The organism is Streptomyces roseolus, assembly GCF_014649855.1.
Lineage (GTDB): Bacteria > Actinomycetota > Actinomycetes > Streptomycetales > Streptomycetaceae > Streptomyces > Streptomyces roseolus.
The window spans coordinates 59,358-86,317 of sequence record NZ_BMTV01000031.1 but is presented as its reverse complement, the minus strand read 5'-3'; the positions used below and the strand labels follow the sequence as shown (position 1 = coordinate 86,317).

Sequence of the window (26,960 nt, the reverse complement as noted above, 5' to 3'; positions counted from 1 at the left end):
CAGGTCACAGCAGGGGTGCCGGTTCGAGCGGGGCCACCTCGACGGGGAAGCCGTTGAGGACGGCGGTGCCGGAGAGCGGGTCGAGGAGGGTGCCGTCGAGCAGCTGGTTGACGTTGACACCGGGCCGGGCGGCGGCCACGGACAGGCGGGTGCCGGGCCGGTCGTGGCCCCAGCCGTGCGGCAGGCTGACCACCCCGGGCCGCACCGCGTCGGTGACCTCGACCTCCGCCGTCAGCTCGCCGCCCGCGCCCGTGATCCTGGCGGGGCCGCCGTCGGCGAGCCGCAGCCGCTCGGCGTCCTCCGGGTGCACCTGGAGGGTGCAGCGGTTGGAACCGCCGGTGAGCGCCGGGGTGTTGTGGAGCCAGCTGTTGTTGGACCGCAGATGGCGGCGGCCCACCAGCTGGAGGGTCCCCGGCTCCGGTACGGCGGTGAGGGCGGCCCGCAGCCGGGGCAGGTCGGCGGCGATGGGGTCCGGGAGGAGTTCGATCCGGCCGGTGCGGGTGTTCAGGACCTCGTCCAGGCGGGGCTTGAGCGGGCCGAGGTCGATGCCGTGCGGGTGTGCCTTGAGCTCGTCGAGGGTGAGGCCGTACGGCCCGAGCCGCAGCATCAGGTCGAGCCGCCGCTCGGCACCGTTCTCCCCGGTGAGTCCGGCGGCGAACTCCTTGGGATCGGCGCCGTACGCGGGCGAGTGCGGCTGGGTGACCGCCCTGGCGACGAGGGTGTCGACGGCGAGGTCGTCGACGGCGGACGGCGGCGCTCCGTGCATGCCCGACACCGCGAGGATCAGCCGGGCGTGGATCTCGCACTCGTCCATCCGCCCGGCCTCCAGGGGGACGGCGGCCGGGGTGTGGCGGACCTGGTCGCGGACGGCGAACCCGTTGAAGGCGAAGTCGAAGTGGGCGCTCTGGGAGGGCGGCGGCGGGGGCAGCAGGACGTCGGCGTGGCGGGTCGTCTCGTTGAGGTAGGGGTCGACGCAGACCATCAGGTCGAGGCTCGTGAGGGCCGCGTCGAGCCGGAGCCCGTCGGGGGCGGAGAGGACGGGGTTGGCGGCGATGGTGATCAGCGCCCGGATGCGGCCCTCCCCCGGGGTGTCGATCTCCTCGGCGAGGGCGGCGAGCGGGAACTCCCCCTTGGCCTCGGGGTGTCCGGAGACGCGGCTGCGGCGGCGGCCGAGGAGGAAGCCGCGGCCCGGCCCCGCGGGGCGGGGCGCCGGGGCGGTGGCGGAGCGGGGGAAGAGCGCGCCGCCGGGCCGGTCGAGGTTGCCGGTGAGGACGTTGAGGACGTCGACGAGCCAGTTGGCGAGGGTGCCGTGGGACACGGTGGAGCTGCCCATCCGCCCGTAGACGGCGGCGGTGGGCGCGGCGGCGAGCTCCCGGGCGACGGCGCGGATCGTGCCGGGGTCGAGTTCGCAGACCGGGGCGACGGCCTCGGGGGTGAACTCCCTCACGGCGTCCCGGACCTGGTCGACGCCCTCGGTGCGGTCGGCGAGCGGGCCGGGGTCGGCGAGGCCCTCGGCGAAGAGGGTGTGGACCAGGGCGGCGAGGAGGAGGGCGTCGGTGCCGGGCCGGGGGGCGAGGTGACGGTCGGCGAGGCGGGCGGTGCGGGTGCGCCGGGGGTCGACGACGGTGAGGGTGCCGCCCCGGCGGCGGAGCGCGGCGAGCCGGCCGGGGAAGTCGGGGGCGGTGCAGAGGCTTCCGTTGGAGTCCAGCGGATTGGCGCCGATGACCAGGAGGTGGTCGGTGCGGTCCAGGTCGGGGACGGGGATGGCGAAGGGGTCGCCGAAGAGGAGCCCGCTGGAGACGTGCTTGGGCATCTGGTCGAGCGTGGAGGCGGTGAAGAGGTTGCTCGTGCCCGCGGCGCGGAGGAGGAGGGGCGGGTAGAGCGCTCCGGCCATCGTGTGGACGTTGGGGTTGCCCAGGACGATGCCCAGGGCGTCGGGCCCGTGGCCCTCGATCAGCGGACGGATCCTCGCCGCGATCGTGTCGAAGGCCTCCTCCCAGCTCGCCTCCCGCAGCTCGCCGTTCTCGCGGACGAGCGGGGTGCGCAGCCGGTCGGGGTCGGCGTCGACCTGGGGGAAGGCGGCGCCCTTCGGGCAGATGAAGCCTCTGCTGAAGACGTCGTCCCGGTCCCCGCGGGCGCCGGTGACCCGGCTGCCGTCGAGGGTCAGGACGAGTCCGCAGGTCGCTTCGCAGAGGGGGCAGATGCGTGGGGCGGTGGACATGGCGTCTCCCGTGGGACGGCGGCGGGGCGGCAGCTCGCGGCGAGCATACCGACCGGTAGGGACGTACGGGAGGGGGAGCGCGGCCCCGCGCCTCCCGGGGTCAGCCGGTGAGGGAGGGCGCGAGGTAGGCGTGGAGGAGCTGCCGGGTCTCGTCGATGAGCGCCGGGTCGCCGGCGGGGTCGGCGCGGAAGGCGAGGCGGACCAGGGTGTCGGCGGTCTCGACGCAGACGAGGACCTTGCGGCGCAGCGTCTCGTCGTCGGCGCGGCCGAGGTGGGCGGCGAGGAGGCCGCAGATCCGCTCGGCGACCTTGCCGTTGGGGTCCTCGGCGGCTCCTTCCCCGGCCTCCTCGGCGGCGGGCACGCCGAAGTCGACGAGGGCGAAGCCGGGGACGCCGCGCTTCATCGCGAGGAACTCGTCGAGGACGCCGTCGATGGCGGAGCGCTCGTCGAGGACGGGCGTCCGCTCGAAGCGGGCGGAGATCCGCTCGGCGTACCGGTCGAGGTTGCGGTGGGCGAGGGCGGCGACCATGGCCCGCTTGTTGCCGAAGAAGCGGTAGACGGAGCCGATCGGGACGCCGGCGCGGACGGCGACGGCCCGGGTGCTCAGCTGCTCGTAGCCGGTCTCGTCGAGGAGCCCGGCGCAGGCGTCGAGGATGCGGGCGAGCCGCTCGGCGCTGCGCCGCTGGACGGGGGCGCGGCGGAGCGCGGGGGGCGCGTCGTGCGGGCGGGTCTGGGGCACGGGGTCCATGATGCCGCTCCGGTCCCGTCCGGGCGATGAGCGGTCCGATCCCGCCGGGGCGGCCCGGACGTCCCCGTCGGCGCGGGCGGATGACGGCGGGCCCGAGGGCGGATGACGGCGGACACCCGGGCGGATGGCTGCGGACGCGCGGGCAGATGACGGTGGGGCCGAGGGCGGATGGACGGCGGACACGCGGACGGATGACGGCGAACACGCGGACGGATCGTGGACACCGTTTCCCCCCGCCCCGTTGACGGGAGCCGCGCGGAATCCTACGGTCATCCATAGGATTTCTTTCAGGACAGGAGCGGGCGATGACGACCGAGCAGGCCAGGAAGACGGCCGAGGCGCTCACCTACAGCACCGGATTCGGCAACGAGCACGGTTCGGAGGCGCTCCCCGGCGCCCTTCCGGAGGGCCGCAACTCGCCGCAGCGCGCCCCGCTCGGCCTCTACGCCGAGCAGCTCAGCGGCAGCGCGTTCACCGAGCCGCGGGCGCACAACCGGCGCTCGTGGCTGTACCGGATCCGCCCCTCGGCGGCCCATCCGCCGTTCGTCCGGACCGACAACGGCGCGGTGCGCACCGCCCCCTTCGCCGAGACGGTCGCCGACCCCAACCGGCTGCGCTGGAACCCGCTGCCGGAGCCGGCGCCCGGCACCGACTGGCTGGCCGGCCTGTGGACCCTCGGCGGCAACGGCGACGCGGCCCAGCGGGCCGGCATGGCCGTGCACCTCTACCACGCCAACGCCTCCATGGAGCGGGTCTTCGGCGACTCGGACGGCGAGCTGCTGATCGTCCCCGAGCGCGGCGGCCTCCTCCTCCGCACCGAGCTGGGGCTGCTCGCGGCCCGCCCCGGCGAGGTCGCGCTGATCCCGCGCGGCGTCCGCTTCCGCGTCGAGCTGCTCGACGAGACCGCGCGCGGCTACGTCTGCGAGAACTACGGCGCCCCCTTCCAGCTCCCCGACCTCGGCCCGATCGGCGCCAACGGCCTCGCGAACGCCCGGGACTTCCGCGCCCCGGTCGCCGCCTACGAGGACGTCGAGGGCCCGGTGGAGGTGGTCAACAAGTTCTGCGGCAACCTCTGGACGGCGACGTACGGCCACTCGCCGCTGGACGTCGTCGCCTGGCACGGCAACCACACCCCGTACGTCTACGACCTGCGCCGCTTCAACGTCATCGGGACGATCTCCTACGACCACCCCGACCCGTCGATCTTCACCGTGCTCACCTCCCCCTCCGACACCCCCGGCCTGGCCGGCGTCGACTTCGTGGTCTTCGCCCCGCGCTGGCTGGTCGGCGAGGACACCTTCCGGCCGCCGTACTTCCACCGGAACGTGATGAGCGAGTACATGGGCCTCATCGAGGGCGCGTACGACGCCAAGACAGCCGGAAAGGGGGGATTCGTGCCCGGCGGCGGCTCGCTGCACAACATGATGTCCGCGCACGGCCCCGACCGGGAGACCTTCGACCGGGCGAGCGCCGCCGAGCTGAAGCCCCAGAAGATCGACGACGGCCTGGCCTTCATGTTCGAGACGCGCTGGCCGGTGACGGCGACCGCGCAGGCCGCCGGCGCCGACCACCTGCAGCGCGGCTACGACGACGTGTGGCAGGGTCTTGAGCGTCATTTCCGGCCGTAGGCTCCGCTTTCCGGCCGCGTAGAGTCCGCTCAGCCGTCCCACCGCGCCGTCGTACGGAGAACGCCGTGACCGCCTTCGCTCCCGACTCGCTGGTCCTGAACCGCAAGCTGCCGCTGTGGTACCAGGTCTCGCAGTCCCTGCGCGCCTCCATACTGGGGCGCACGCCCGACGCCTCGCTGCGGCTGCCCACCGAGGAGCAGCTGGCCGCGCACTACGGCGTCAGCGTGCTGACCATGCGCCAGGCCCTGAAGGAGCTGGAGGAGGAGGGGCTGATCAGCCGGCACCGGCGGCGCGGCACCTTCATCGAGCCGGGCGCCCGGCGCTCCACCCCGCGCCGGCTGCTCGGCTCGATCGACGCGATCGTGGCCCAGCAGTCCGGCGAGCGGACCACGGTGCTCGGCCACGGCCCGGAGCCGGTGCCCGGCGAGCTCGCCGAGTACTTCCCGGACGTGGCCGAGGTCGTGACGTACCGCAGGCTGCGCTCCGACGGCGAGAGCGACGAGCCGACGAACTGGGCGGAGAACGCGGTGCGGCCCGAGTTCGCCACCGCGATCGACCCGGCGGACCTGGAGCGGTGGCCGATGACGAAGGTGCTCCGGGACGTCGTCGGGGTGCCGATCAGCCGCATCACCGACACGGTCGAGGCGCGCCTCGCCGACCCGGAGACGGCGGAACTCCTGCGGGTCCCGCTGCTCTCCCCGATCCTCCACTACACCGGCGTCACCTACGCCGAGGACGGCCGGGTCGTCGACGTCGCCCGCATCCGCTACCGCGGCGACCGCTTCTCCTTCACGGTGACGGTCGAGGCGCACTGACGCCGTGAGGGTACGAGGCGCACTGACGCCTCCGTTCCGCGCTCGTTAGCATGCGGGGCGTGACAGAGGCTTCCCGGCAGCAGGCCCTTCCACCGGACGACGACGCGCCCCTGCTCGACGAGCTGATGCCGTGGTCGGTGGCGCCGCCGCGGTTCGGGCGGGCGTGGGTCGTGGCGCCCGACGCGCGGACGCTGCGCGGCCGGTGGGACCGGCTGGTGGCGGCGGAGGGCGGGGAGCGCGAGGCGTTGTTCCGGCCGAGCCGGGCGCGGACGACGGGGACGGCGGTGGCGGCGCTGCCGGGGCAGCGGACCGGGACCGGGCGGTTCGCCCGCGAGTCCGGGCCGTGCCCCGAGCCGGTGCGGGTGCTGTCCGGGCCCTTCGACGAGCAGTGGCTGCTCCCCGACCACCGGCTCCTCGACACCGCGCGGCCCGAGCTGTGGCGGGTGGCGGGCGAACCGCAGCTCTTCGCGGTGGAGCAGGGGTACGTGCCGGGGGCGGCCGGGCCGGCCCTCCTGGTGACGGGCGCGCTGCCCGAGGGGCGTTCCCCGGCGGGCCGCCCGGGCCGGATCCGGCCGCTGTTCCGGCGGCCGGGCGGCGCGGAGCCGAACCTGGCGCCCGGGCTGCCGGACTTCCTGCGGGAGCGGTACGGGGCGGTGGAGCCGGTCGGGTGGCTGGCCTGGGTCGTCGCGGCGGCCGTCCCCTCCCCTGCCGGGTGCCGGGTGCCGCTGCCGGCGGGTCCGGAGGCGTGGGCGGCGGGCGTGGCGCTCGGCCGGGAGCTGCTGGACGTCCAGCTGCGGGGCGCGTTGAGCGGGGCGCGGCCCCGGCTGCCGGGCGGCCGCCGGCCGTACGTGCGGGCGGCTCTCCCGCCGCGCCCGGACGCGCTCGCGTACGACTCCGGGGGCGAGGTCCTGAGCGTCGGCGAGGGCCGGATCTCGCCGGTCCCCGAGGAGGCGTGGGAGTACCGGGCGGGCGGGGCGCGGGTCCTGGAGCAGTGGTTCGCCCGCCGGACCGCACCGGCCGAGGCGGGGTCGCTGGAGGCGGTCGGCCCTGCGGCCTGGCCGCAGGAGTGGACCTCCGAGCTCCTCGACCTGATCACCGTGCTGGCGCTGCTCGGGGCGCGGGAGGCGGAGCGGGCGCCGTTCGCGGCGTCCGGCGGCGGCGGGCCGGGCCGGGCGGCGCTGCGGGCGGCCGGGGTGCTGCCGGTGCCGGACCGGGCGCGCCGGCCGGCGTCGGTGCTCGACCATCAGGAGGAGGGCCCGGGGGGCCAGTTCACGCTGGTGTGACGCTTCCCCGGCCCGGTTCCGCCGTCGCGAAGGAGTCGAGGAGCCGGGCGATGGTCAGGGCGAAGATCTCGTCCGGGTCGGCGGGGGCGGCGGACTCGGCGAGCAGCGCGGCGAGGTGCGGGTAGCGTCCGCTGGCCACCTGGCCCATGAGGTAGGCGCCGCGCACGGCCTGTTCCTCCTCCTCGGTCCACGGCAGTCCGCGGGCGCGTTCGGCGAGGGCCTGCTCGTTGCGGACGGTGGCCATGACGGTGCCGTTGACCATCGCGACGAGCTGCATCTTGAGTCCGGCGGGCACGTCGAGCGGGACGAGGCAGCCGAGGCACCACTCCAGGTAGCGCAGGGCGTTCGGGCTGAAGCCGTAGGCGGTGGTCATGACCCGGGAGAGCCACGGGTGCCGGTACATGATCGCGCGGGTCTGGTGGGCGAGGTCGGTCATGTCGGCCCGCCAGTCGCCGCTGGGTCGCTCCGGGAAGGCGTACTCGGCGCTCACCGCGTCGACCATCAGCTCGTACAGGTCCTCCTTGCGGGGGACGTAGTTGTACAGCGACATGGTGCCGCAGCCGAGTTCGGCGGCGATCCGCCGCATGGAGACCGCGTCGATGCCGTCGGCGTCCGCGATGCGGACGGCGGCGTCGACGACGTCCTGCCTGCTGAAGGCCGGCTTGGGGCCTCGGCCGGCGCGCTCGGGGCGCGCCCAGATCACTTCGGGTTCGGCCGCTCGGCCCGCCATCTCATCACCTCGCCTCCATCGTAGTTACGTACAGCGTACGTAGTGGGATACGGTGCCCCCATGACGACTACGTACGCTGTACTTAGTGAGGGTCTGGAGAAGCGGTACGGCGAGGTCCACGCCCTGCGCGGGCTCGACCTCGCCGTCCCCGAGGGCACGGTCTGCGGCCTCCTCGGCCCCAACGGCGCCGGCAAGACCACCGCCGTCCGGATCCTCACCACGCTCCTCGCGCCCGACGCCGGCAGCGCCCGGATCGCCGGCCACGACCTGGTCCGCGACCCCGCCGCCGTACGCCGCCGGATCGCCGTCACCGGCCAGTACGCCTCCGTCGACGGCGACCTCACCGGCGCCGAGAACCTGCGCCTCTTCGCCCGGCTGCTGCGGCTCCCGCGCGCCCGGGCCGACGAGCTCCTGGAGGAGTTCGGCCTCACCGGCGCCGCGGACCGGCTCGCCCGCACCTACTCCGGCGGGATGCGGCGGCGCCTCGACCTCGCGGCGAGCCTCCTGGGCCGCCCCTCGGTCCTCTTCCTCGACGAGCCGACCACCGGCCTCGACCCGCGCAGCCGGGAGGCCGTCTGGGACGCCGTCCGGGGACTCTCCGGCCAGGGCACGACCGTGGTGCTCACCACCCAGTACCTGGAGGAGGCGGACCGGCTCGCGGACGACATCGTCCTCGTCGAGGACGGCCGGGCCGCCCACCGCGGCACCCCCGCCGCGCTCAAGGCGCTCGTCGGCCACCGCGCCGAGGTGGTCCTCGCCGGGACCGGGCCGCTGGAACCCGCCGCCGCCGTCCTCGACCGGCTGACCGGCTCGGCCCCGGTCCTGGACGCCGAACGCCGCACCGTCGGCGCCGTCACCACCGACCCCGCCCTCACCCTGCCCCGGCTGGTCCGCGAGATCGACGCCGCCGGGATCCACATCGTCGACGCCTCGCTGCGTCCGCCCACCCTCGACGAGGTGTTCCTGCGCCTCACCGGACGGAAGGAGACCGCCGCGTGAACGCCCTCGCCCTCGAAGGGGCCGCCCTGGCCGGCCGCAACCTGCGGCGCGTCCGGCACGCCCCCGCCCTCACGGTCATGACGATGACGATGCCGATCGTCTTCCTGCTCTTCTTCGGCTACGTCCTCGGCGGGGCGCTCGCCATGCCGGGCGCCGAGTACCGCTCCTTCCTCGTCCCCGGACTGCTCGTCGCGACCGCCGCCGGCGGACTGATGACCGGCATGTTCCAGGCCGCCCAGGACACCCACCGGGGCGTCACCGACCGCTTCCGCACCCTCCCGGTGGGCCGGGCCGCCGTGCCGCTCGGGCAGGCCGCCGCCGACCTCCTGGTCAGCGCCGTCGGCATGGTGCCGCTGGTCCTGGTGGGGCTCGCGATGGGCTGGCGGATCGAGGGCGGCGCCCTCGGAGCCCTCGGCGCCTTCGGCCTGCTGCTGCTCTTCCGCTCGGCCGCGACCTGGGCGGGCATCCTGCTCGGCCTCGCCTCCGAGAGCGAGGAGGCGGCCGGCCAGCTCGGCAGCGCCACCTTCATGCTGCCGCTGCTCTCGAACGCGTACATCCCCACCGAGGGCATGCCGGGGTGGCTGCGGACGGTCGCCGAGTGGAACCCGGTCTCCGCCGTCACCACCGCCGTGCGCGCGCTCTGCGGCAACGCCCCCGTCCCGGACGGCGCCGCCTGGCCGGTCGCCCACCCGGTGGCGGGCTCGCTGCTCTGGTCGCTCGGCCTGATCGCGGTCCTCGCCCCGCTCGCCGTCCGCCGGTACGGGCGCCGCTGAACCGGGCCGGCCGGGCGGCGTGACCCGGATCCCGGTGACAGCGGCCGCCCGGGCGCGGTAGGCAGACGGGCATGAGCACTCAGCCACTCCCCCTGGACGGGATCACCGTCGTCTCCGTCGAACAGGCCGTCGCCGCGCCCTTCGCCACCCGGCAGCTGGCCGACCTCGGCGCCCGGGTCGTCAAGGTCGAGCGCCCCGACGGCGGGGACTTCGCCCGCGGCTACGACACCGCCGCCCGCGGGCTGGCCTCGCACTTCGTCTGGTGCAACCGCGGCAAGGAGTCCGTCGCCGTCGACCTGAAGGACCCGCGCGGCCGGGAGCTGGTGGGGCGGCTCGTGGCGGACGCGGACGTCTTCGTGCAGAACCTCGCGCACGGGGCGGCGGCCCGGCTCGGACTCGACGCGGCCACGCTCTGCGCCGCGCACCCCCGGCTGGTCGCCGTGGACGTCTCCGGGTACGGCCCCGACGGCCCGTACGCGCACCGGAGGGCGTACGACATGCTCGTGCAGTGCGAGACCGGCCTCGTCTCGGTCACCGGCACCCCGGAGCAGCCCGTCAAGTCCGGCGTCCCGGCCGCCGACATCGCGGCCGGGATGTACGCGTACGCGGGGGTGCTCGCCGCCCTCGTGCGGCGCGGGACGACGGGCCGGGGCGGGCCCGTGGAGGTCTCGCTGTTCGACGCGCTCGCGGAGTGGATGGGCCACCCCCTGCACCACGGGGCGCACGGAGGCACGGCCCCGGCGCGCACGGGGCTCGCGCATGCGGTGATCGCCCCCTACGACGCCTATCCGACGGCGGACGGCTCCCAGGTGCTGCTCTCGGTGCAGAACGACCGGGAGTGGCGGCGGCTCGCCGAGCGGGTCCTCGGCCGGCCGGAACTCGCCGACGACCCGGCGTTCGCGACCAACGCGGCGCGGGTGGCGGGCCGGGCGGCGACCGACGCGGCCGTCGCGGCGGCGCTCGGCACGCTGTCGGCGGAGGAGGCGGTACGACGCCTGGACGCGGCCGGGATCGCCTGCGCGCGGCTCAACTCGGTGGCGGAGCTGGTGCGCCACCCCCAGCTGGCCGCGCGGGACCGCTGGCGCCCGGTGGACTCCCCGGCGGGCCCCCTGCCGTCCCTGCTGCCGCCGGTCGTCTTCCCCGACGCCCCCGAGGCGCCGATGGGCCGGGTCCCGGCCCTCGGCGAGCACACGGACGCGGTCCTGGCCGCCCTGGGCGTGCCGGCGGCGGAGCTGGCGCGGCTGCGGACGTCCGGCGTGATCGCCTGACGGGGCCCGCGGCCGGCGGACCGGGGGTACGACGAAGCGCCGGACGGGCGGGGACGCGTCCGGCGCTCTCGGCGTGCGGGTGGGTACGGGTGGCGGACCGGACGGGGCGGGGCGCGTCGGGGACGCGGCTCCACCGCCTGGTCGCGCGGTGTCCTAGTGGCGGGCGCCGAAGAGGGTGCGACGGAGGCGGCGGAGCGGGGCGAAGAGCGAGACGCGCGCGCGGCCGCCGTGCGGGCCCTGGGCCGGCGTCTCGTGCCGGCGCGTCGTCAGTTCCCGCATGAGCAGCGTCGCCTCGGCCACCTCGCGCTGGGGCACGGCGGGACCGCCGAGCACCGCGAGATGGCGGTCGAGGCGCGAACTCGTCGCGCTGCTCCCGCAGGTGATGGCAGGCACGCGCGGCCTGCTGCGCATCGTTATCTGTTCCATGTCACTCCCCACCCGTACGAGGGCACCCGGCCCGGGCAGGTTAACCCTATCGCCCCACGGTGACACGCGTGTATCCCGCCGACGGGATTCGACACACTCGTACGGGGGTTGACGCTCACTCTTCGAATCCATCTGATTCCAGGGCGAGTTGGACAGCGTTCGAACACCTGCCGAACCGTCATGAACCATCCCGCCCCCTCCCCGTCCACCTGCGGCCCCGCAGACCGGTGTGATCTGCGCCACCGAGGTCCGTCCGGGTGGGTCGCCACCCGGCAGGGGCGCGGCTACCGTGGGTCCATGACGCTGATCGCGGGCCGTTACCGACTGCTCGACGCCCTCGCGGAGGGCGCGGCGGGCATCGTCTGGCGCGCCCGGGACGAGGCGCTCGGCCGCGACGTGGCCGTCAAGGAGGTGCACGCCCCGCCGGGGACGCCCCCGGGCGCGGAGCCCGCGCTGTACGCGCGGGTGGAGCGCGAGGCGCGGGCGGCGGAGGCGATCTCGGACCCGGGCGTGGCCGAGGTGTACGACGTGGTCGTCGAGCGCGGCCGGCCGTGGATCGTGATGGAGCTGGTCCGCGGGCTGACGCTGGCGGAGACTCGGGAGGCGGACGGGCCGCTGCCGGACCGGGAGGCGGCGCGGGTGGCGCTCGGGGTGCTCGCGGCGCTGCGCGCCGCGCGGGCCGCGGGCGTCCCGTACCGCGAACTCGGGCCGGACCGGGTGCTGCTCGCCAACGACGGGCGGGTGGTGGTGACGGGCGTGGCGACCGGGGCCTCGGCGCCGGGCGACGGGCCGGACGCGCCGCCGCCGGGCCCGGAGGAGGACGCGGGGTCGCTGGCCGCGCTGCTGGGCGGGATGGTCGCCGACCCCCGTTCGGGGCCGCTGGCGCCGGTGGTGGCGGGCCTCGCCGACCGGGACGCGGGCGTGCGGGCCGGGGCCGTACGGGAACTGGAGCGGGTCGCCGGGACCGGGGAGCGGGCGCGGGGCGGGGCGGTGGCCGAGGGGCGCGCGTCGGGGCGCGGTCCGGGGCGGTCGGAGGACCGGGAGCACGAGGGGCCGGGCGGGGTGCGCGGGGCGCGCACGGAGGGGCGCGCGGCCGCGGAGGGGCGGCGGGGTCCCCGGCGGGGCGCCGTCGTCGTCGCCGGCGTCGTGGGACTCCTGGTGATTCTGGCGGTGCTGGTCTGGCAGGCCGTCAGGGGCGGGGATCCGGGCGCCGGTCCGGGCGGGGGCGGGGCGTCGAGCACCGCTCCGGCCGTTCCCGGCGCCGCGGGTACGGGTGCGGAGGTGGGGGGACCCGCCGCTACGCCGCGCTCCTGAAGCTCGGCAGGTAGCCGCCCGACTGGCCGGCGGCCGTCGGGTGGTAGGACTCGCCGATGTTGAGCCAGTTGACGCTGTGCAGCCAGGCCGAGCCGGAGCAGATCTCGTGGCCGGTGAAGGCCGGGACGACGCTGGCGAAGGCGAAGCCGTGGTCGGCGGCGCGCTTGGCGACGGCCGCGTTGAGGTGGTCGGCGGCGCCGTTGATGGCCGCGCGCTCGGTCTCGCTGAGGCCGGCGACGCAGCTGCCGCTCAGCTGGTAGAAGCGCGGGTAGCCGAGGACGACGACCCGGGCGGCCGGGGCCTTGGCGCGAATGGCGTTGTACACGGCGTCGAGGCGGGCGGGCAGCGTCGAGTCGACGTACCCCTTCGCCTGGTTCACCCGGTTGACGCAGGTGGACTCCGACTGGAGCACACAGGTCGTCATGACATCGGCGAACCCGGCGTCGTTGCCGCCGACGGTGATCGAGACGAGGTCGGTGGCGGAGGAGAGCGGGCCGAGCTGCTTGGTGGTGACGTCGGTGGTGACGGCGCCGGAACAGGCGGTGAAGGCGAAGGACGAGGGGGCGTTGGCGTTGGCCCAGAGGCGCGGGTAGGCCTTGGTGGAGCGCTTGCAGTCGCCGCTGGCGCTGTCGTAGCTGCCGGCGCCGACGCCGGAGGAGTACGAGTCACCGAGGGCCACATAGTCGACGGCTGCGGACTCGGCGGCGTGCGCGGCTCCCGCCCCGGTCAGGGCGAGGACGGAACCGAGCAGGAGCGAGGACGCGAAGGCCGCGAATCGCGACAGTTTCATGGAACCTCCCTGTAGCAGGATCTCTGCGCTACCAGGAAGTAGCATCGGATCCGCCGTTCCGGAAGTGTTCATGTCAAAACTGACCCTGGAGAGTGAGTGAACATTCCTCAGGAACCGTCGATTTCCGGCCACCTGAGGAACCGTAGGGTCCGCTTCCGCTTCGACGATCGAACGGGATCGCGACCCGGACGCCCGCGCCCGCACAGGAAGACGAGGGAGCCCCACCCCTCCCACCCCGAAAACGGATTGATCGAATCCGATCGACAAGAGAGCGCTTACGAGCGCTGTTTGCTCGCCAAAGTGCCAGAAACCGGGCCGTGCCAGCGGGACTTGCCATACAGTCCCATTCATCAATACCGTCGTACATCTCACCCGCATCGGTTCATCGACACAGCGGCTCTTGGGGAGACGCCGACCGGTCGAGGGGTCCCGGAGCGGGGCGCGGTAGGGGGGTGCCGTGCTCGGTGCGCGCGTATGCGCCGAGTCGCGGGTACCGCGCGGCCAGTCATGCCAACTCGCGCGTCTCGCAAGGAGATCGCTTCCGTGCGGGGATGGCGAGAACCCCCCTTTCGAACCGGACACACGACCGGGCCGCCCAGGGGTTGGGCGGCTCACCGGACGAGAGGGAGACCGACCCAATGAGCTCGTTCCTGCGCCCGGCCGCCACGGGCCGAGAATTCACCGAGCCGAGTCGAATAGCGGCCCAGTACCGGGCCATCACGTCCCATCTGGCGATCACTCCGCCGGTGAGCGTCGTCATTCCCGCGATGAATGAGGCGGAAAATCTTCCGTACGTGTTCCAGACACTGCCGGATTGGATTCACGAAGTCGTCCTCGTCGACGGAAATTCGACGGACGACACCGTCGAGGTCGCCAAAAAGCACTGGCCCGGCGTCAAAGTCGTCAAGCAGGTCGGAAAGGGCAAGGGCGACGCCCTGATCAGCGGCTTCGCCGCCTGCACCGGCGACATCATCGTCATGGTCGACGCCGACGGCTCGGCCGACGGACAGGAGATCGTCTCCTACGTCTCCGCCCTCGTCGGCGGCGCCGACTTCGCCAAGGGCTCGCGCTTCGCCAACGGCGGCGGCACCGACGACATGACCGGCATCCGCCGGCTCGGCAACTGGGCGCTCTGCACCCTCGTCAACCGCAAGTTCGGCGCCCGCTACACCGACCTGTGCTACGGATACAACGCCTTCTGGAAGCACTGCCTCGACAAGATCACCCTCGACTGCACCGGCTTCGAGATCGAGACCCTCATCAACATCCGGGTCGTCAAGGCCGGCCTGAAGGTGCAGGAGGTCCCGAGCCACGAGTACCTGCGGATCCACGGCGTCAGCAACCTCAACGCGGTGCGCGACGGCCTCCGCGTCCTCAAGGTGATCCTCAAGGAGAAGCGCGTCCCGAGGGCCGCCCGGGCACTCCGCCGCCCCGCCGCGTTCTCGGTCAACGTCCCCCGGGGAGAGGTCTCTTGAGCGACCGCACGGCCCCGCCCCGCTTCTCGGTGGTGATCTGCGCCTACACCGAGGAGCGGTGGGGGGACATCCTCGCCGCCGTCGACTCCGTCCGGAAACAGTCGCTGCCGCCGCTGGAGACGCTGCTCGTCGTCGACCACAACGAGCGGCTGCTCCAGCGGCTCGCCGAGGAGTACGCGGACGACCGCGAGGAGGTGCGGGTGCTCGCCAACGCGGGCCCCCGCGGCCTCTCCTCCGGCCGCAACACCGGGATCGCCGCCGCGCGCGGCGAGTTCGTCGCCTTCCTCGACGACGACGCGGTGGCGGAGCGCGACTGGCTCCACCACTTCGCGGCCGGCTACGAGGACCCGGAGGTCGTCGCCGTCGGCGGGCGCACGCTGCCCGTCTGGGCCTCCGGCCGCCGGCCCGTCTGGTTCCCCGAGGAGTTCGACTGGGTCGTCGGCTGTACGTACCGGGGGCTGCCCCCGGGCCGGGTCCGGGTCCGCAACGTCCTCGGCGGCAACGCCTCCTTCCGGCGCGCCGCCTTCGACGCGGCGGGCGGCTTCGCCACCGGCATCGGCCGGGACGGCGACCGGCGCCCGCTCGGCTGCGAGGAGACCGAGCTCTGCATCCGGCTGGCCGGCGCGGTGCCGGGCGCGGTCCTGCTCATCGACGACCGCGCGGTCATCCACCACAAGGTGCCGGCCGCCCGCGAGCGCTTCGCCTACTTCCGCACCCGCGTCTACGCGGAGGGCCTCTCGAAGGCCCTCGTCGCCCAGAGCGTCGGCGCCGGCAAGGGCCTGGAGTCCGAGCGGCGCTACACCAGCCGCGTGCTGCCCGCCGGAGTGCTGCGCGGGATGCGCGACGCCCTGCTCGGCCGGGCCGGCGGCGCGGGCCGGGCCGGCGCCATCGTCACCGGCGTGGCGCTCGCCGCCGGCGGCTACGCCCTCGGCACCCTCCGCGCCCGGCGCGGCGGCTCCCCCACCTTCGCCTGGGGCCCGATCACCCCGGAACCCCGGCGGACCGGGGCCCCGGAACCGAAGGAGGCCGCCGCGTGAACGCCACCTCCGCGGACCCGGGCGGGGAGCGCCCACAGAGCCAGGCGTTCCCGGGCCCGGACGGCACGGCGAGCCACGTGGACGCGGGCCAGGGCGAGGCCCCCGCGGGGGCGGAGCCCATACCGGAGGCGACGACTCGCGCCGGGGCGGAGCCCGTACCCGGGGCGGCAGCTCCCGCCGAGGCGAAATCCGTACCGGAGGCGACGACTCCCACCGGGGCCGAGCCCGCACCCGGGACGACGGCTCGCGCCGAGGCAGAGCCCGCACCCGGGACGACTCCCGCCGAGGCGAAATCCGTACCGGAGGCGACGACTCCCACCGGGGCCGAGCCCGTACCCGGGGCGGCGGCTCCCGCCGGGGTGAGGCCCGTGGGTGGTGCGGCGGCCGGGGGGCGTGTCCGGTCCGCGCGGGGGGCGGCGGGCCGGGTCCCCGCCGAGCCCGGGGCGGTGCCCGAGCCCGTCCCCATCCTGATGTACCACGCCGTCGCGCCCGATCCGGCGCCCGCGACGCTGGGGCTCTCGGTGACGCCCGAGGCCTTCGCCGCGCAGATGGACGTGGTGGCCGGGCGGGGGTTCACGCCCGTCACCACGGCCGCGCTCGCCGCCGCCTGGCGGAGCGGCGGGGTGCTGCCGCCCCGGCCGGTGCTCGTCACCTTCGACGACGGGTACGAGGGCGTGCACCGGTACGCCCTGCCGGTGCTCGCGCGGTACTCCTTCCCGAGCACCGTCTTCGTCACCAGCGGCTGGCTGCCCGGCCGGCACGCGACCGGCGGCGCCCTCGACACCATGCTCTCCTGGACCCAGGTGCGCGAACTGGCCGCCGCCGGAACGGAGATCGGCGGACACAGCCACAGCCACCCGCAACTGGACCAGCTCGACGCGCGGCGGCTGCGGTTCGAGGCGCTGCGCTGCCGGGAACTGATCGGCGAGGAGCTCGGCACCGCGCCGGACTCCTTCGCCTATCCGTACGGCTACTCCAGCCGCCGGGTGCGGGCCGCCGTCCGCGAGGCCGGCTTCGCCCAGGCCCTCGCGGTCGGGAACGCGCTCGCGCGCCGCCACCAGGGGCCGTACGCCCTGGAACGGGTGACCGTGCGCCGCTCCACCACCGTCGAGGAGTTCACCCGCCTCGTCGAAGGGCGGGCCGTGGGACGGAACTTCGCCGCCGACCGGGCCCTGACGAAGGGGTACGCCCTCGCCCGCAGGGCCCGCGGCGCACTGCGCGGGCACTGGATCTGATCCCGGGACCGGATCCGGGCGGCGGGCGCGGGACCGGTGCCGCACGCACCGGATCCGGGCCGCGCCCGCGGTCACGGCGCCGCACGCCGCAGCCGGCCCCGCACGCCGCAGCCGGCCCCGCACGCCGCAGCCGGCCCCGGGCGCCGCAGCCGGCCCCGGCAAAACCCGGTGCGCCGTCCGGGGCCGGTGGCGGATCATGGCGGCATGCCAGACACCCCCGCCGTTCCGTCCGGGCCGCACCAGGCGTCGCTGCCGGTCGTGGTCAACCTCGACGACAGCGACTCGCCGGGCGACGTCATGGACGCGCTCTTCCTCGACCGGTTCGCCACCGGGGCGCAGCCGCACTCCCACGGCCTCACCCTGGACCGGGCGAAGCCCGACGCGAGCCTGCTGCCGCCCGGCGCCCGGGTGCTGTGGGGCTTCAAGGACGAGGACCGCAGCTCGGTGCTGGCCGAGGGCGAGGGGTGGACGATCCTGTCCTCCCGCTGGAAGCACCGCGCCGACGTCACCGTGACGGCGACCGGCCCCGAGCTGGCGGCGCGGATCCTCGCCGAGGCCACCGAGGGCGCCAAGGACGAGCCGGAGCCCGAGCCCGAGGACGTCACCATGGGCTTCTGGTACCTGGCGCCGCAGCGCGGCCCGCGCCGGATGACCCGCCGGATCAGCGCCGACACCTGGGACGACGCCCGCCCCCACTACACGGCGCCGGTGGCCGAGGCGATGGACCGGCTGATGAAGCTGACCCCGGACGACGTCAGCGGCCGGCTCCTGCTGCTGCACGGCCCGCCCGGCACCGGCAAGACCTCCGCGCTGCGCACCCTCGCCCGGTCCTGGCAGGACTGGTGCCAGGTCGACTGCGTGCTCGACCCCGAGCGGCTCTTCAACGACATCGGCTACCTGATGGACATCGCGATCGGCGAGGAGGGCGACGGCACGGAGAAGGAGCGGTGGCGGCTGCTGCTCCTGGAGGACTGCGACGAGCTGATCCGCGGCGGCGCGAAGGAGGCCACCGGCCAGGCACTGTCCCGGCTGCTCAACCTGACGGACGGTCTGCTCGGCCAGGGCCGCAAGGTCCTCGTGGGGCTGACCACCAACGAGGACCTGGAGCGGCTGCACCCGGCGATCGTGCGCCCCGGCCGCTGCCTGGCCCGGATCGAGGTCGGACCGCTCACCCGGGCCGAGTCCGCGGCGTGGCTGGGGCGGGACGAGGGGGTGCCGGCCGAGGGCGCCACCCTGGCGGAGCTCTTCGCGCTGCGGCGCGGGACCTCGCCCGCCGAGCTGCCCGAGCAGCGCTCCCCCGCCCCCGGGCTCTATCTGTGAGGGGGCCGGGCCCGCGGGGAGTCCCCCGGCGGGCCCGGCCGTCGCTCGGAACGGGACGCGCGGTGCGTCACTCGGAGTCGTACGCGGCCCGCAGCGCGTCCCGCACCGCGGCCTCGGCCTCGTCCCGGGTGAGCCCCAGGCGGTAGGCCTCCTCGGCGTACTGGGCGGCGGCCGAGGCGGCCCTGCGGCTGGCGGCGTCACCGGCCGCCGCGACGAAGGTGCCGTGCCGGCCCCGGGTCTCGATGACCCCGTCGGACTCCAGCGCCTTGTACGCCTTGGCGACCGTGTTCGCGGCGAGCCCCAGCTGCTCCGCGAGTCCCCGGACCGTCGGCAGCTTGTAGCCGACGGGCAGTCGGCCCGACCGGGCGCGCTCCGAGATCTGGGCGCGCAGCTGTTCGTAGGGGGCGGTGGTGGACTGGTGGTCCACGGCGATTGTCAGTGTCACCCGCCCGATTCTGCCCCCACCCCACCGGAAAATGGGAGGCGGCGGCGTGGCCCCGCCCGTAGCCTGCGGCCCCATGACTGTGATCGTCCGTGACGTACGGCCCGAGGACGCCGAGGGTTTCGCCCGCGTCCGGCGCGCGGCCGTCCCCTTCATGCTGGCCACCGCCGAGCAGGTGGCGTTCGACTGGGCGCACGCCCACCCGGAGGCCCGCTCCCGACCGCTCGTCGCCGTGACGGAGGACGGGGAGGTGATCGGGACCGCCCAGGTGGGCATCGCCCACGACGCCCCGCGCCCCGGGGTCGGCTACCTCAACGTGTACGTGCACCCGGACCGGCAGGGGCTCGGCGCGGGGACGCTCCTCGTGCGGACGGCCGAGGAGTACCTGGCCGAGCGGGGCGCGACGGTGCTGTACAGCTGGGCGATGGACCGGCCCTCGAACCGCGCCTACGCCGAGCGGCGGGGGTACACGGCGAGCCGGACCGCGCACTTCCTGCGGCTCGACCTGACGGCGGGGCTGCCGCCGCTCCAGGACCCGCCGGCCGGGGTCGGGCTGCTGACGGCCGAGGAGTTCGCGGCCGACCCGCGGCCGCTCTTCGAGCTGGACGCGGTGACGACCGCCGACGAGCCGGGGGACGTGGGGGCGGAACTGGACGACTACGCGCACTGGCTGGAGACGACCTGGAACCATCCGCTGTTCGACCGGGAGCTGACGGTGGTGGCGGTGGTGGACGGGGTGCCGGCGGCGTTCAGCGCGGCGCGGACCGACGGCCTCGGCCGGTACGCGACGGGGATGACCGGCACGGCGCCGGCCCACCGCGGCCGCGGGCTCGCCAAGCTCGCCAAGAACGCGTCGCTGCACCGGGCGCGGGCGGCCGGCTGCACGGAGGCGTTCACCGGGAACGACGCGGGGAACGCGCCGATGCTGGCGATCAACGAGTGGTTCGGGTACGAGATCGGGGCGACGGAGGTGCGCTATGTCAGGGCGCTCGGTTGAGGTGGCGCTGTGGAAGGCGGGGCGGCTGAAGATCCGCTACCCGGCCGAGGTGGTGGAGGAGTCGGCGAACCGGCTGTCGGTGCGGGCCCCGTGGGCGGCGCCGGGGGTGCGGGACTTCGGCTTCGTGCGCTTCGAGCCGGGTGACGTGTTCGTCGAGCACTACTGGACCGACCGCTGGTACACGGTCAAGGAGGTGTGGTCGGCGGAGGGCGGGCTCAAGGGCTGGTACTGCGACATCACCCGGCCGGCCGGGTTCGGGGCGGCCGGGGTGACGGTCGAGGACCTGGATCTGGACCTGTGGGTGTCGGCGGACGGCAGCGAGGTGCTCCGGCTCGACGAGGACGAGTTCGCGGCGAGCGGGCTCGCCGTCTCCGATCCGGAGGCGGCCGAGCGGGCCGTGGCCGCCCTCGACGAGCTGGAACGGCTGGGCCGACGGGGGCTGGTGGAGCTGCTCGGGGCTAGTTGAGCGTCACCCTGGACTCCTGCCGGGCGAGGAACGCGGGGGTGGGCAGGCCGAGTTCGCCCGTGGGGATGAGCTGCACGAGGGAGCCCTCGACGCGGGCCTCGCCCGGCTGGTAGGCGGGGTCCTTCACCACCGCGGTGTGGGTCCAGGTGCGCAGCAGCCCGTCGCAGACGGCCCGGCTGCCGCCGATCGCGGCGGAACGGTCCTGCTGGCGGAGGGTGGAGCCGATGAGGACCGGTCCCGCGCTGTCGTCGAGGCAGCGGTAGGTGCCGGAGAGCGTGACGGTGCCGTCGGCGCCGAGGAGGCCGGCCGGGTCGACGGTGAGGAAGTCGGCGAGCCGGGCGGCCGGGTCGACGGCGGGGCCGTCCGCCCCTCCCGCGTGGGCGAGGGGGGCGGCGGCCGCGGCGAGCAGCGCGGTGGCGGCGAGGGCGAGTCGGACGCGCATGGGGGGTGTCCCTTCGGGGTGGGGGGGAGACTTTCGCCCGCCAGGGATACCGGATCCGGCCGCTCGTTGTCCGAAACTCACTCCTTCATCGGCGCGTTGGGCCTTCTATATCGTCGTACGACTCCGCCGCCCGGGCCCCCGCGCGCCGGCGGGCCAGCGCCTTCCGCAGCGGCTGCCACCCCAGCAGGAGCAGCACGACCGCGTAGACGGCCACCGCGAACGGGGTGTTCACCAGACCGGTGACGGAGCCGTCGCTGATCTGCAGGGCACGGCGCAGCTGCTGCTCGGCGGCCGGGCCGAGGATGACGCCGATGACCGCCGGCAGCACCGGCAGGCCGTAGCGGCGCATGCCGAGGCCGAGGAGGCCGACCACGAGCAGGACGACCAGGTCGAGGGCCTCGCCGCCGACCGCGTACGCCCCGACGGCGGCGAAGAACAGGATGCCGGCGTACAGGTACGGGCGCGGGATGCGGAGCAGTTTCGCCCAGACGGGCGCGAGCGGCAGGTTGAGCGCGAGCAGCAGCACCATGCCGACGAAGAGCGAGGCGATCAGGCCCCACACCAGCTCGGGCTCCCGCTCGAAGAGCAGCGGGCCCGGCTGGATGCCGTACTGCTGGAAGGCGGCGAGCATCACGGCGGCGACGGCGGTCGTCGGCAGGCCGAGCGTCAGCATGGAGACGAGGGTGCCGGCGGCGGAGGCCGAGGCGGCCGACTCGGGCCCGGCGACGCCCTCGATGGCGCCCTTGCCGAACTGGTCCCGGTGCTTCGAGAGCCGCTTCTCCGTCACGTACGACAGGAAGGTCGGGATCTCGGCGCCGCCGGCCGGGATCGCGCCGAACGGGAAACCGAGGAACGGGCCGCGCAGCCACGGCTTCCAGGTGCGCCTCAGGTCCTCGCGGCCGAGCCACGGACGCCCGACGGGGACGGGCCGGCCGGCGGTGCGGCGCAGATGGGCGGCGACCCACAGGGCCTCGCCGATGGCGAAGAGGCCGACCGCGACGATGACGACGTCGACGCCGTCGGCGAGCTGGAGCGAGCCGAAGGTGAGCCGCTGCTGGCCGGTGAGCTGGTCGAGGCCGACGAGACCGAGGGTGAGGCCGATGAGCAGGGAGGCGACGCCGCGGATCCGGGAGGAGCCGAGGACCGAGGTGACCGCGATGAAGGCGAGGACCATCAGGGCGAAGTAGTCGGGGGCGCCGATGTCGACGGCGAGGGCCGCGACGGTCGGGGCGAGGACGACGAGCAGCATCGTGCCGATCATGCCGCCGGCGAAGTGCCCGATCGCGGCGGCGGCGAGCGCCTGCGCGCCCCGTCCCGCCTTGGCCATCGGATGGCCCTCCATCGCGGCGACGACGGCCGCGCTCTCGCCGGGGGTGTTCAGCAGGATCGAGGTGGTGGAGCCGCCGAACATGGCGCCGTAGTAGATGCCGGCGAACATGATGAACGCGCCGGTCGGTTCGAGGCCGTACGTCACCGGCAGCAGCAGGGCGACGGCCATCGCGGGGCCGATGCCGGGCAGGACGCCGATCGCGGTGCCGAGGAGCACGCCGAGGGCGGCCCACAGCAGGTTGACCGGGGTGAGGGCGGTGGCGAAGCCGTCCGTCAGGGACGTCAGGGAATCCATGGGTCAGAGCACTCCCATCAGCGGGCCGCCGGGCAGCGGGACGCCGAGCAGCCGGTCGAAGACGCCGTAGGTGAGGAGGGAGAGGACGGCCGCGATCAGCGGGTCGCGGGCGGGGTGGCGGCTGCCGAGGGCGTAGGCCGCGCCCCAGAAGAGGAGGGCGCCGGAGACCGGGAAGCCGAGCGGGCCGATGAGGACGGCGAAGCCGAGGAAGACGCCGACGAGGAGCAGCACGGTGCGCCAGTCGGCGGGGGCGTCGAGGTCGACGTCCTCACCGCCCTCGGCCTCGCCGCGGCCGCCGTGGAGCACGTCGACGGCGAGGAGGACGGCGACGACGAGGAGGCCGCAGCCGACGAGGAGGGGGACGGTGGCGGGGCCGACGGGGCCGCGGGCGGAGACGTCGACGTCCAGGGTGAGGGCGTCGGTGAGGACGAGGACGCCGAGGAGCAGCAGCAGGGCGCTGACGCCGAGTTCGGAGCGGTCCTTGAGCCAGGACTTCGGATCGGTGGTCACAGTCCCAGCTCCTTCAGCACCGTGTCGACGCGGGTGTTCTGTTCGGTGAGGAAGGCGCCGAACTCCTCGCCGGGCAGGAAGGCGTCGGTCCAGCCGTGGGTCTTCAGGGAATCGCGCCACTGGGGCGAGTCGTGCAGCTTGGTGACCAGGGTGACGAGCCGCTCGCGTTCGGCGTCGGTGAGGCCGGGCGGGGCGACGATGCCGCGCCAGTTGGTGAACTCGGTGTCGAGTCCGGCCTCGCGGAGGGTGGGGGCGTCGAGGCCGGGGACCCGCTCGGCGCCGGTGACGGCGAGCAGGCGCAGCTCGCCGGCCTCGATCTGGTCGAGGTACTCGCCGACGCCGGAGACGCCGAAGGCGACCTTGGAGCCGAGGATGGAGGCGAGGAGCTCGCCGCCGCCGTCGAAGGGGATGTAGTTGACCTCCTTCGGCGGGATGCCGGCGGCCTGGGCCATCAGCATCGGCGCGAGGTGGTCGGGGCCGCCGGGCGAGGACCCGCCGCCGACGGGCAGCTTCCCCGGGTCCTTCTTCCAGGCGGCGAGCAGGTCCTGGATGGTCCGGTACGGGGAGTCCTTGGAGACCACGACGATGTCCTGCTCCTCGGTGAGCCGGGCGATCGGGGTGGTGTCGGCGAGGGTCCTGGGGGTCTTGTTGGTGTGGACGGCGCCGACGACGCCGAGCCCCATCGACATGGCGATCCGGCCGTCGCCGCGCTCGCCGACGAGCCGGGTGAGGCCGACGGTGCCGCCCGCGCCGGGCAGGTTGAAGACCTCGATGTCGCCGGTGAGCCCGGCCTCCTCGGCGTTCTTCGCCGCGGTGCGGGCGGTGATGTCGTAGCCGCCGCCGGGGGTGTTGGGGACCATGAACCTCAGGCCGGGGATGTCGGTGCCGGTGTCGGGGCCGCTGCCGGGGGTGAGCAGCGGCGGCCCCACGAGCACCAGCAGCGCCGCCCCGAGCAGGGCGAAGGGGGTGCGAAGACGCAACGCGGCCGCCTCTCGGTGATGGGTGGACGTGTGTGGTGGGGGAAGTGCGGGGTGGGGAAGTACGCGGTGGGGAAGTGCCCACATGTTGCCCGCGCGTGAGGAAGCTGTCGCTCTTCCGCAACCAACGGACGTTGTGGTCCTTGTGGTCGCGGCCTACCGTGTCCGGCGTGACGAAGGTGCTGGTGGTCGACGACGACTTCATGGTGGCCAAGCTGCACAGCCGCTACGTGTCGGCCGTGCCGGGCTTCTCCGTCGTCGGTGTCGCGCACACCGGCGCGGAGGCGCTGCGCGCCGCCCACCGGCTCCGCCCCGACCTGGTCCTCCTGGACGTCTTCCTGCCCGACATGGACGGCATCGGGGTCCTGCGGGAGCTGCGCGGGGCCGGTCTCGCGATGGACGCGCTCTTCATCACGGCCGCCAGGGACGCGGGCATGGTCCGCGCGGCGCTGCGGGCCGGCGCCCTGCACTACCTGATCAAGCCCTTCCACCAGGCCGCCCTCCACGAGCAGCTGCGCCACGTGGCCTCCCTCAGCACCCGTCTCGACGGTCTGGACGAGGCGCGGCAGGAGGACGTGGACCAGATCTTCGGCACCCGTCCGCGCGGCTCCCGCGAGCTCCCGAAGGGCCTGGCCGCGCACACGGCGGAGCTGGTGGAAGGCGTCCTGCGGGCCCACCCCGAGGGCCTCTCGGCCGCCGAGTGCGCGGAGGCCGGCTCCCTCTCCCGCGTCAGCGCCCGCCGCTACCTGGAGCACTTCGCGGCCACGGGCCGGGCCGAGGTGACCCTGCGGTACGGGGGGACGGGCCGCCCGGAGCGGCGGTACCGGCCGGCGGGCTGAGACCGGGGCCGTTCGTTCCCGGGAACCACCCGGGGCCGTCCCGGGAGCCGCCCGGGGCCGTTCCCGAGGCTGCCCGGAGGGCCGTCGCCGAGGTTGCCAGGGGCCGTTCCCGATGCTGCTCGGAGGGCCGTTGCCGAGACTGCTCGGGGTCCGTTCCTGAGGCGGCGCTTTCCTGGACCTTAAAGCGGTCCTAAGAATCGTCGTCCGCCCCTCTCCGGGGCCTTTCCGGGCGGTTCCGGGGGCTAGCGTGCGGGACACCCCCCACACCCACCCTCGTTCCAGGAGTGTCCCCCCATGACGTCTCGTCGTACGGTCGCGGTCGCGGTCGCCGCCACCGCTCTGGTCCTCGCCGGGTCCTCCGGCGCTCCCGCCTTCGCGCACGGCTCGATGACGGACCCGGTGAGCCGGGTCGCGGCCTGTTACGCGGAGGGTCCGGAGTCGCCGTCGTCGGCGGCGTGCGAGGCGGCGGTGGCCGCGGGCGGGCCGCAGGCGCTCTACGACTGGAACGGCGTGAACGTCGCGAACGCGGCCGGGCGGCACCGGGCGCTGATCCCGGACGGGAAGCTGTGCAGCGCGGGCAACGAGAAGTACCGGGGCCTCGACCTCGCCCGGGCGGACTGGCCGTCGTCGCCGCTGTCGCCCGGCAGCCACACCTTCCGCTACAAGGGGACGGCGCCGCACAAGGGCACGTTCGCGCTGTACGTGACGAAGGACGGTTACGACCCGTCGAAGCCGCTGGCGTGGTCGGACCTGGAGGCGGAGCCGTTCCTGACGGTGACCGACCCGGCGATGCGGGACGGCGACTACGTCTTCGAGGGGACGGTGCCCCGGAAGTCGGGCCGCCACCTGATCTACTCGATCTGGCAGCGCTCGGACTCCCCCGAGGCGTTCTACACCTGCTCCGACGTGGTCTTCGGCGGGGAGCAGCAGAACGGCGGCGGAGGTACGGCTCCGACGACGCCGGCCACCGCGCCCGCCACCGCGCCCGGCACCGCTCCGGCCGGCGAGGCCCCGGCGACCGTGCCGCCGGCGCCCGTGCCGACCGCCTCCGCGCCCTCCGACGAGCAGATCGAGGAGGGCCGGGAGCACTCCACGGTCGAGCACGGCGGACACGGGGACGCCGACGCGTCCACGGGTCCGGAGCCGAAGGCGACGACGCAGGCGCCGCCCGCCCCCGCCCCCGCCCCCGCCGGTGGGGCCGTGGAGCTGGCCGAGACCGGCGGGGACGGCAGCACGCCGTATCTGGCGCTCGGCGGCGCCGGTGTGCTGGCGGTCGGCGCGGCGGTGCTGTTCGCGGCGGGCCGGCGGGCCCGGCGCGGCTAGCCGACCACCGACAGACAGGTGGTCGGGGTGGCGTGGGCCGGGTCGAGGGCGTTGGCGACCTCGTGGAAGGTGACCCGGTCCACCGTGCCGATGGCCACGTGCTCGGAGAGGTCGAGCGCGCACTTGTCCTGGATGAGGACGTTGGTGACGTTCGGCCCGTCGAGGAACTGGGTGCGGTACGGCGTGACGACCTGGTCGTACTTCGTCGCGATGACGTGGTAGCGGACGCCGGGCACGGTGTCGCCGCCCTCGTTCAGCTTGGTGAGGAAGGCGGAGCCGGCGATCTGGTCGGCGAGGCCCGGCGTGGAGGCCTTGATCAGGTCCTCGGCGCCGGGGAAGTGCGGCAGGAGCCTGGTGAGGCCGAGCAGGGTGGTGCCGTGGTTGTCGGGGGCGATGCCGACGAGCGCGTTCACCTTCTCGGCGCCGCCGAGGAACTTGAGGTACCAGCGGGGCATCATGCCGCCCTGCGAGTGGCCGACGAGGTCGGCCTCGGGGGCGCCGGTGGCGGCGAGGACCCGGTCGACGAAGGCGTCGAGCTGTCCGGCGGACCGCTCGATGGGGCCGAGGCCGTGGAAGAAGGGCACGTTCGGCAGCTGCCCGTAGTCGAGGGAGTAGACGCAGTAGCCGCGGTTCACCAGGTAGGGGGCGAGGGCGAGCCAGTTGTCGACGGAGTTCCCGAGGGTTCCGTGGACGAGGACGACCGGGCGCGGGTGGGCGGCGGAGGGCTTGCAGGACCAGTCGTTCCAGCCCCGGCTCGGCGCGCCGGCGGCCTGGGCGGCGGTGGGGGCGAGGACGGCGGCGACCGTCAGGAACAGGACGGACAGGACTCTGGCGAGGTGTTTCCAGGGGTTCCGGCGGTTCCGGGGCAGCATCGGGCGATCTCCTTGCGGCTCAAGGGGATGGTGGGGGTGCGGTGCCCTGCGGTCCGGACCACAAGTGGGGATGCTCTTCGGCCACGTTACGCACGGGTGTTACCGACTGGGAAGTTACGCGTCGGTAAAAACCGTCGTGCCGTCACCTCCGCCTGATGGGGCGGCGGTTCAGGACGTCGGCGGGCCCGGCACGACGCGCCCGGCCCGTCCGGGGCGGTCGGCGGCTCGGGGGCGGGGCCGGCGCCGAAGGGCGGGCGGACGCCCTGCTCCTCGCACGCCTCGGCGAAGCGGATCGCGCCGCCGGGGCCGTCGCGGTCGGTGAGGGCGAGGGCGGCCGGGCCCCGCTCGGCGGCGCGGGCGCCGGCACGGGAGGCGCCGTACCGGAGGCGGCGCGCGGTTCGGCCTC

Annotated in this window: 26 protein-coding genes; 15 read left to right on the top strand and 11 right to left on the bottom strand. The window is 74.9% G+C overall.

The features are described from left to right. Positions 1-4: 4 nt before the first annotated feature. Complete coding sequence (locus IE245_RS30260) at positions 5-2,221, bottom strand: molybdopterin oxidoreductase family protein (protein ID WP_189953345.1); 2,217 nt, start codon at positions 2,219-2,221, stop codon at positions 5-7. A 100-nt stretch (positions 2,222-2,321) separates the two neighbouring features. Next, on the bottom strand, positions 2,322-2,969 hold the full coding sequence (locus IE245_RS30255) for a TetR/AcrR family transcriptional regulator (RefSeq protein ID WP_189953343.1): 648 nt from the start codon (positions 2,967-2,969) through the stop codon (positions 2,322-2,324). A 305-nt stretch (positions 2,970-3,274) separates the two neighbouring features. On the opposite strand from IE245_RS30255, the gene hmgA reads away from it, so the two are divergent. From hmgA to IE245_RS30240, 3 genes are all read left to right on the top strand, one after another. Next, the gene (gene hmgA, locus IE245_RS30250; protein WP_189953341.1) at positions 3,275-4,597 is read left to right on the top strand and encodes a homogentisate 1,2-dioxygenase; all 1,323 of its coding nucleotides are present in this window, start codon (positions 3,275-3,277) and stop codon (positions 4,595-4,597) included. A gap of 65 nt (positions 4,598-4,662) precedes the next feature. Continuing rightward, positions 4,663-5,412, top strand: coding sequence for a GntR family transcriptional regulator (locus IE245_RS30245; RefSeq protein ID WP_189953339.1), 750 nt, complete (start codon positions 4,663-4,665; stop codon positions 5,410-5,412). Between the two features lie 50 nt (positions 5,413-5,462). Then, positions 5,463-6,695 (top strand): type ISP restriction/modification enzyme, encoded by a 1,233-nt coding sequence (locus IE245_RS30240; protein WP_189953337.1) that lies wholly within the window; start codon positions 5,463-5,465, stop codon positions 6,693-6,695. On the opposite strand, the gene IE245_RS30235 is transcribed toward IE245_RS30240, so the two are convergent. Further along, on the bottom strand, positions 6,682-7,425 hold the full coding sequence (locus IE245_RS30235; RefSeq protein WP_189953336.1) for a TetR/AcrR family transcriptional regulator: 744 nt from the start codon (positions 7,423-7,425) through the stop codon (positions 6,682-6,684). The two genes, IE245_RS30240 and IE245_RS30235, sit on opposite strands and share 14 nt — an antisense overlap. Positions 7,426-7,485: 60 nt before the next feature. Between IE245_RS30235 and IE245_RS30230 the strand changes: the two genes are divergently transcribed. The 3 genes from IE245_RS30230 (at position 7,486) to IE245_RS30220 (ending at position 10,465) form a co-directional block, all read left to right on the top strand. Then, entirely contained in the window at positions 7,486-8,424 is a 939-nt protein-coding gene (locus tag IE245_RS30230) for an ATP-binding cassette domain-containing protein (protein WP_189953335.1), read from the top strand. Beyond that, positions 8,421-9,197 carry an ABC transporter permease gene (locus IE245_RS30225; RefSeq protein ID WP_189953334.1) on the top strand — a complete coding sequence of 259 codons (777 nt, stop codon included), beginning with the start codon at positions 8,421-8,423 and terminating at the stop codon, positions 9,195-9,197. Before IE245_RS30230 ends, IE245_RS30225 begins: the two co-directional genes overlap by 4 nt. Before the next feature lie 71 nt (positions 9,198-9,268). Then, positions 9,269-10,465, top strand: coding sequence for a CaiB/BaiF CoA transferase family protein (locus tag IE245_RS30220; protein ID WP_189953332.1), 1,197 nt, complete (start codon positions 9,269-9,271; stop codon positions 10,463-10,465). A gap of 153 nt (positions 10,466-10,618) precedes the next feature. On the opposite strand, the gene IE245_RS30215 is transcribed toward IE245_RS30220, so the two are convergent. Beyond that, positions 10,619-10,891 (bottom strand): hypothetical protein, encoded by a 273-nt coding sequence (locus IE245_RS30215; RefSeq protein ID WP_189953330.1) that lies wholly within the window; start codon positions 10,889-10,891, stop codon positions 10,619-10,621. A gap of 297 nt (positions 10,892-11,188) precedes the next feature. Here IE245_RS30215 and IE245_RS30210 point away from each other — a divergent pair, with 297 nt between their 5' ends. Further along, on the top strand, positions 11,189-12,205 hold the full coding sequence (locus tag IE245_RS30210; protein ID WP_189953328.1) for a protein kinase domain-containing protein: 1,017 nt from the start codon (positions 11,189-11,191) through the stop codon (positions 12,203-12,205). Here IE245_RS30210 and IE245_RS30205 read toward each other — a convergent pair. Continuing rightward, the gene (locus IE245_RS30205; RefSeq protein WP_189953326.1) at positions 12,189-12,995 is read right to left on the bottom strand and encodes an SGNH/GDSL hydrolase family protein; all 807 of its coding nucleotides are present in this window, start codon (positions 12,993-12,995) and stop codon (positions 12,189-12,191) included. The genes IE245_RS30210 and IE245_RS30205 overlap by 17 nt on opposite strands. Before the next feature lie 638 nt (positions 12,996-13,633). Here IE245_RS30205 and IE245_RS30200 point away from each other — a divergent pair. From IE245_RS30200 to IE245_RS30185, 4 genes are all read left to right on the top strand, one after another. Continuing rightward, positions 13,634-14,470, top strand: a complete 837-nt coding sequence (locus IE245_RS30200) for a glycosyltransferase family 2 protein (protein ID WP_189953324.1) — start codon at positions 13,634-13,636, stop codon at positions 14,468-14,470. After that, positions 14,467-15,507 (top strand): glycosyltransferase family 2 protein, encoded by a 1,041-nt coding sequence (locus IE245_RS30195; protein ID WP_189953322.1) that lies wholly within the window; start codon positions 14,467-14,469, stop codon positions 15,505-15,507. Before IE245_RS30200 ends, IE245_RS30195 begins: the two co-directional genes overlap by 4 nt. A gap of 470 nt (positions 15,508-15,977) precedes the next feature. Then, positions 15,978-16,742, top strand: coding sequence for a polysaccharide deacetylase family protein (locus tag IE245_RS30190; protein WP_189953371.1), 765 nt, complete (start codon positions 15,978-15,980; stop codon positions 16,740-16,742). A gap of 204 nt (positions 16,743-16,946) precedes the next feature. Next, positions 16,947-18,062, top strand: a complete 1,116-nt coding sequence (locus tag IE245_RS30185) for a DUF5925 domain-containing protein (RefSeq protein ID WP_189953321.1) — start codon at positions 16,947-16,949, stop codon at positions 18,060-18,062. 67 nt (positions 18,063-18,129) lie between these two features. On the opposite strand, the gene IE245_RS30180 is transcribed toward IE245_RS30185, so the two are convergent. Continuing rightward, positions 18,130-18,507, bottom strand: a complete 378-nt coding sequence (locus IE245_RS30180; protein WP_189953319.1) for a GntR family transcriptional regulator — start codon at positions 18,505-18,507, stop codon at positions 18,130-18,132. A gap of 73 nt (positions 18,508-18,580) precedes the next feature. Here IE245_RS30180 and IE245_RS30175 point away from each other — a divergent pair, with 73 nt between their 5' ends. Then, positions 18,581-19,501: a GNAT family N-acetyltransferase gene (locus tag IE245_RS30175; protein ID WP_189953317.1), complete on the top strand. Its 921-nt coding sequence runs from the start codon at positions 18,581-18,583 to the stop codon at positions 19,499-19,501. Continuing rightward, the gene (locus tag IE245_RS30170) at positions 19,482-19,967 is read left to right on the top strand and encodes a ribonuclease FAU-1 family protein (RefSeq protein ID WP_189953315.1); all 486 of its coding nucleotides are present in this window, start codon (positions 19,482-19,484) and stop codon (positions 19,965-19,967) included. Before IE245_RS30175 ends, IE245_RS30170 begins: the two co-directional genes overlap by 20 nt. Here the strand turns inward: IE245_RS30170 and IE245_RS30165 are convergent. The 4 genes from IE245_RS30165 to IE245_RS30150 all read right to left on the bottom strand — a co-directional run bounded on the left by IE245_RS30165 (position 19,960) and on the right by IE245_RS30150 (position 23,523). Beyond that, positions 19,960-20,409 carry a DUF6299 family protein gene (locus IE245_RS30165; protein WP_189953313.1) on the bottom strand — a complete coding sequence of 150 codons (450 nt, stop codon included), beginning with the start codon at positions 20,407-20,409 and terminating at the stop codon, positions 19,960-19,962. The two genes, IE245_RS30170 and IE245_RS30165, sit on opposite strands and share 8 nt — an antisense overlap. Positions 20,410-20,494: 85 nt before the next feature. Beyond that, complete coding sequence (locus IE245_RS30160; RefSeq protein ID WP_189953311.1) at positions 20,495-22,033, bottom strand: tripartite tricarboxylate transporter permease; 1,539 nt, start codon at positions 22,031-22,033, stop codon at positions 20,495-20,497. Between the two features lie 3 nt (positions 22,034-22,036). Continuing rightward, positions 22,037-22,543: a tripartite tricarboxylate transporter TctB family protein gene (locus IE245_RS30155; protein WP_189953309.1), complete on the bottom strand. Its 507-nt coding sequence runs from the start codon at positions 22,541-22,543 to the stop codon at positions 22,037-22,039. Continuing rightward, positions 22,540-23,523 (bottom strand): Bug family tripartite tricarboxylate transporter substrate binding protein, encoded by a 984-nt coding sequence (locus IE245_RS30150; RefSeq protein ID WP_189953307.1) that lies wholly within the window; start codon positions 23,521-23,523, stop codon positions 22,540-22,542. The genes IE245_RS30155 and IE245_RS30150 overlap by 4 nt, the downstream gene beginning before the upstream one ends. 167 nt (positions 23,524-23,690) lie before the next feature. Here IE245_RS30150 and IE245_RS30145 point away from each other — a divergent pair, with 167 nt between their 5' ends. Further along, positions 23,691-24,359 carry a response regulator gene (locus tag IE245_RS30145; protein WP_189953305.1) on the top strand — a complete coding sequence of 223 codons (669 nt, stop codon included), beginning with the start codon at positions 23,691-23,693 and terminating at the stop codon, positions 24,357-24,359. A gap of 294 nt (positions 24,360-24,653) precedes the next feature. Beyond that, positions 24,654-25,682: a lytic polysaccharide monooxygenase gene (locus tag IE245_RS30140; RefSeq protein WP_189953303.1), complete on the top strand. Its 1,029-nt coding sequence runs from the start codon at positions 24,654-24,656 to the stop codon at positions 25,680-25,682. Here the strand turns inward: IE245_RS30140 and IE245_RS30135 are convergent. Next, positions 25,679-26,554 (bottom strand): esterase/lipase family protein, encoded by an 876-nt coding sequence (locus tag IE245_RS30135; RefSeq protein WP_189953301.1) that lies wholly within the window; start codon positions 26,552-26,554, stop codon positions 25,679-25,681. The genes IE245_RS30140 and IE245_RS30135 overlap by 4 nt on opposite strands. Positions 26,555-26,960: the final 406 nt, after the last annotated feature.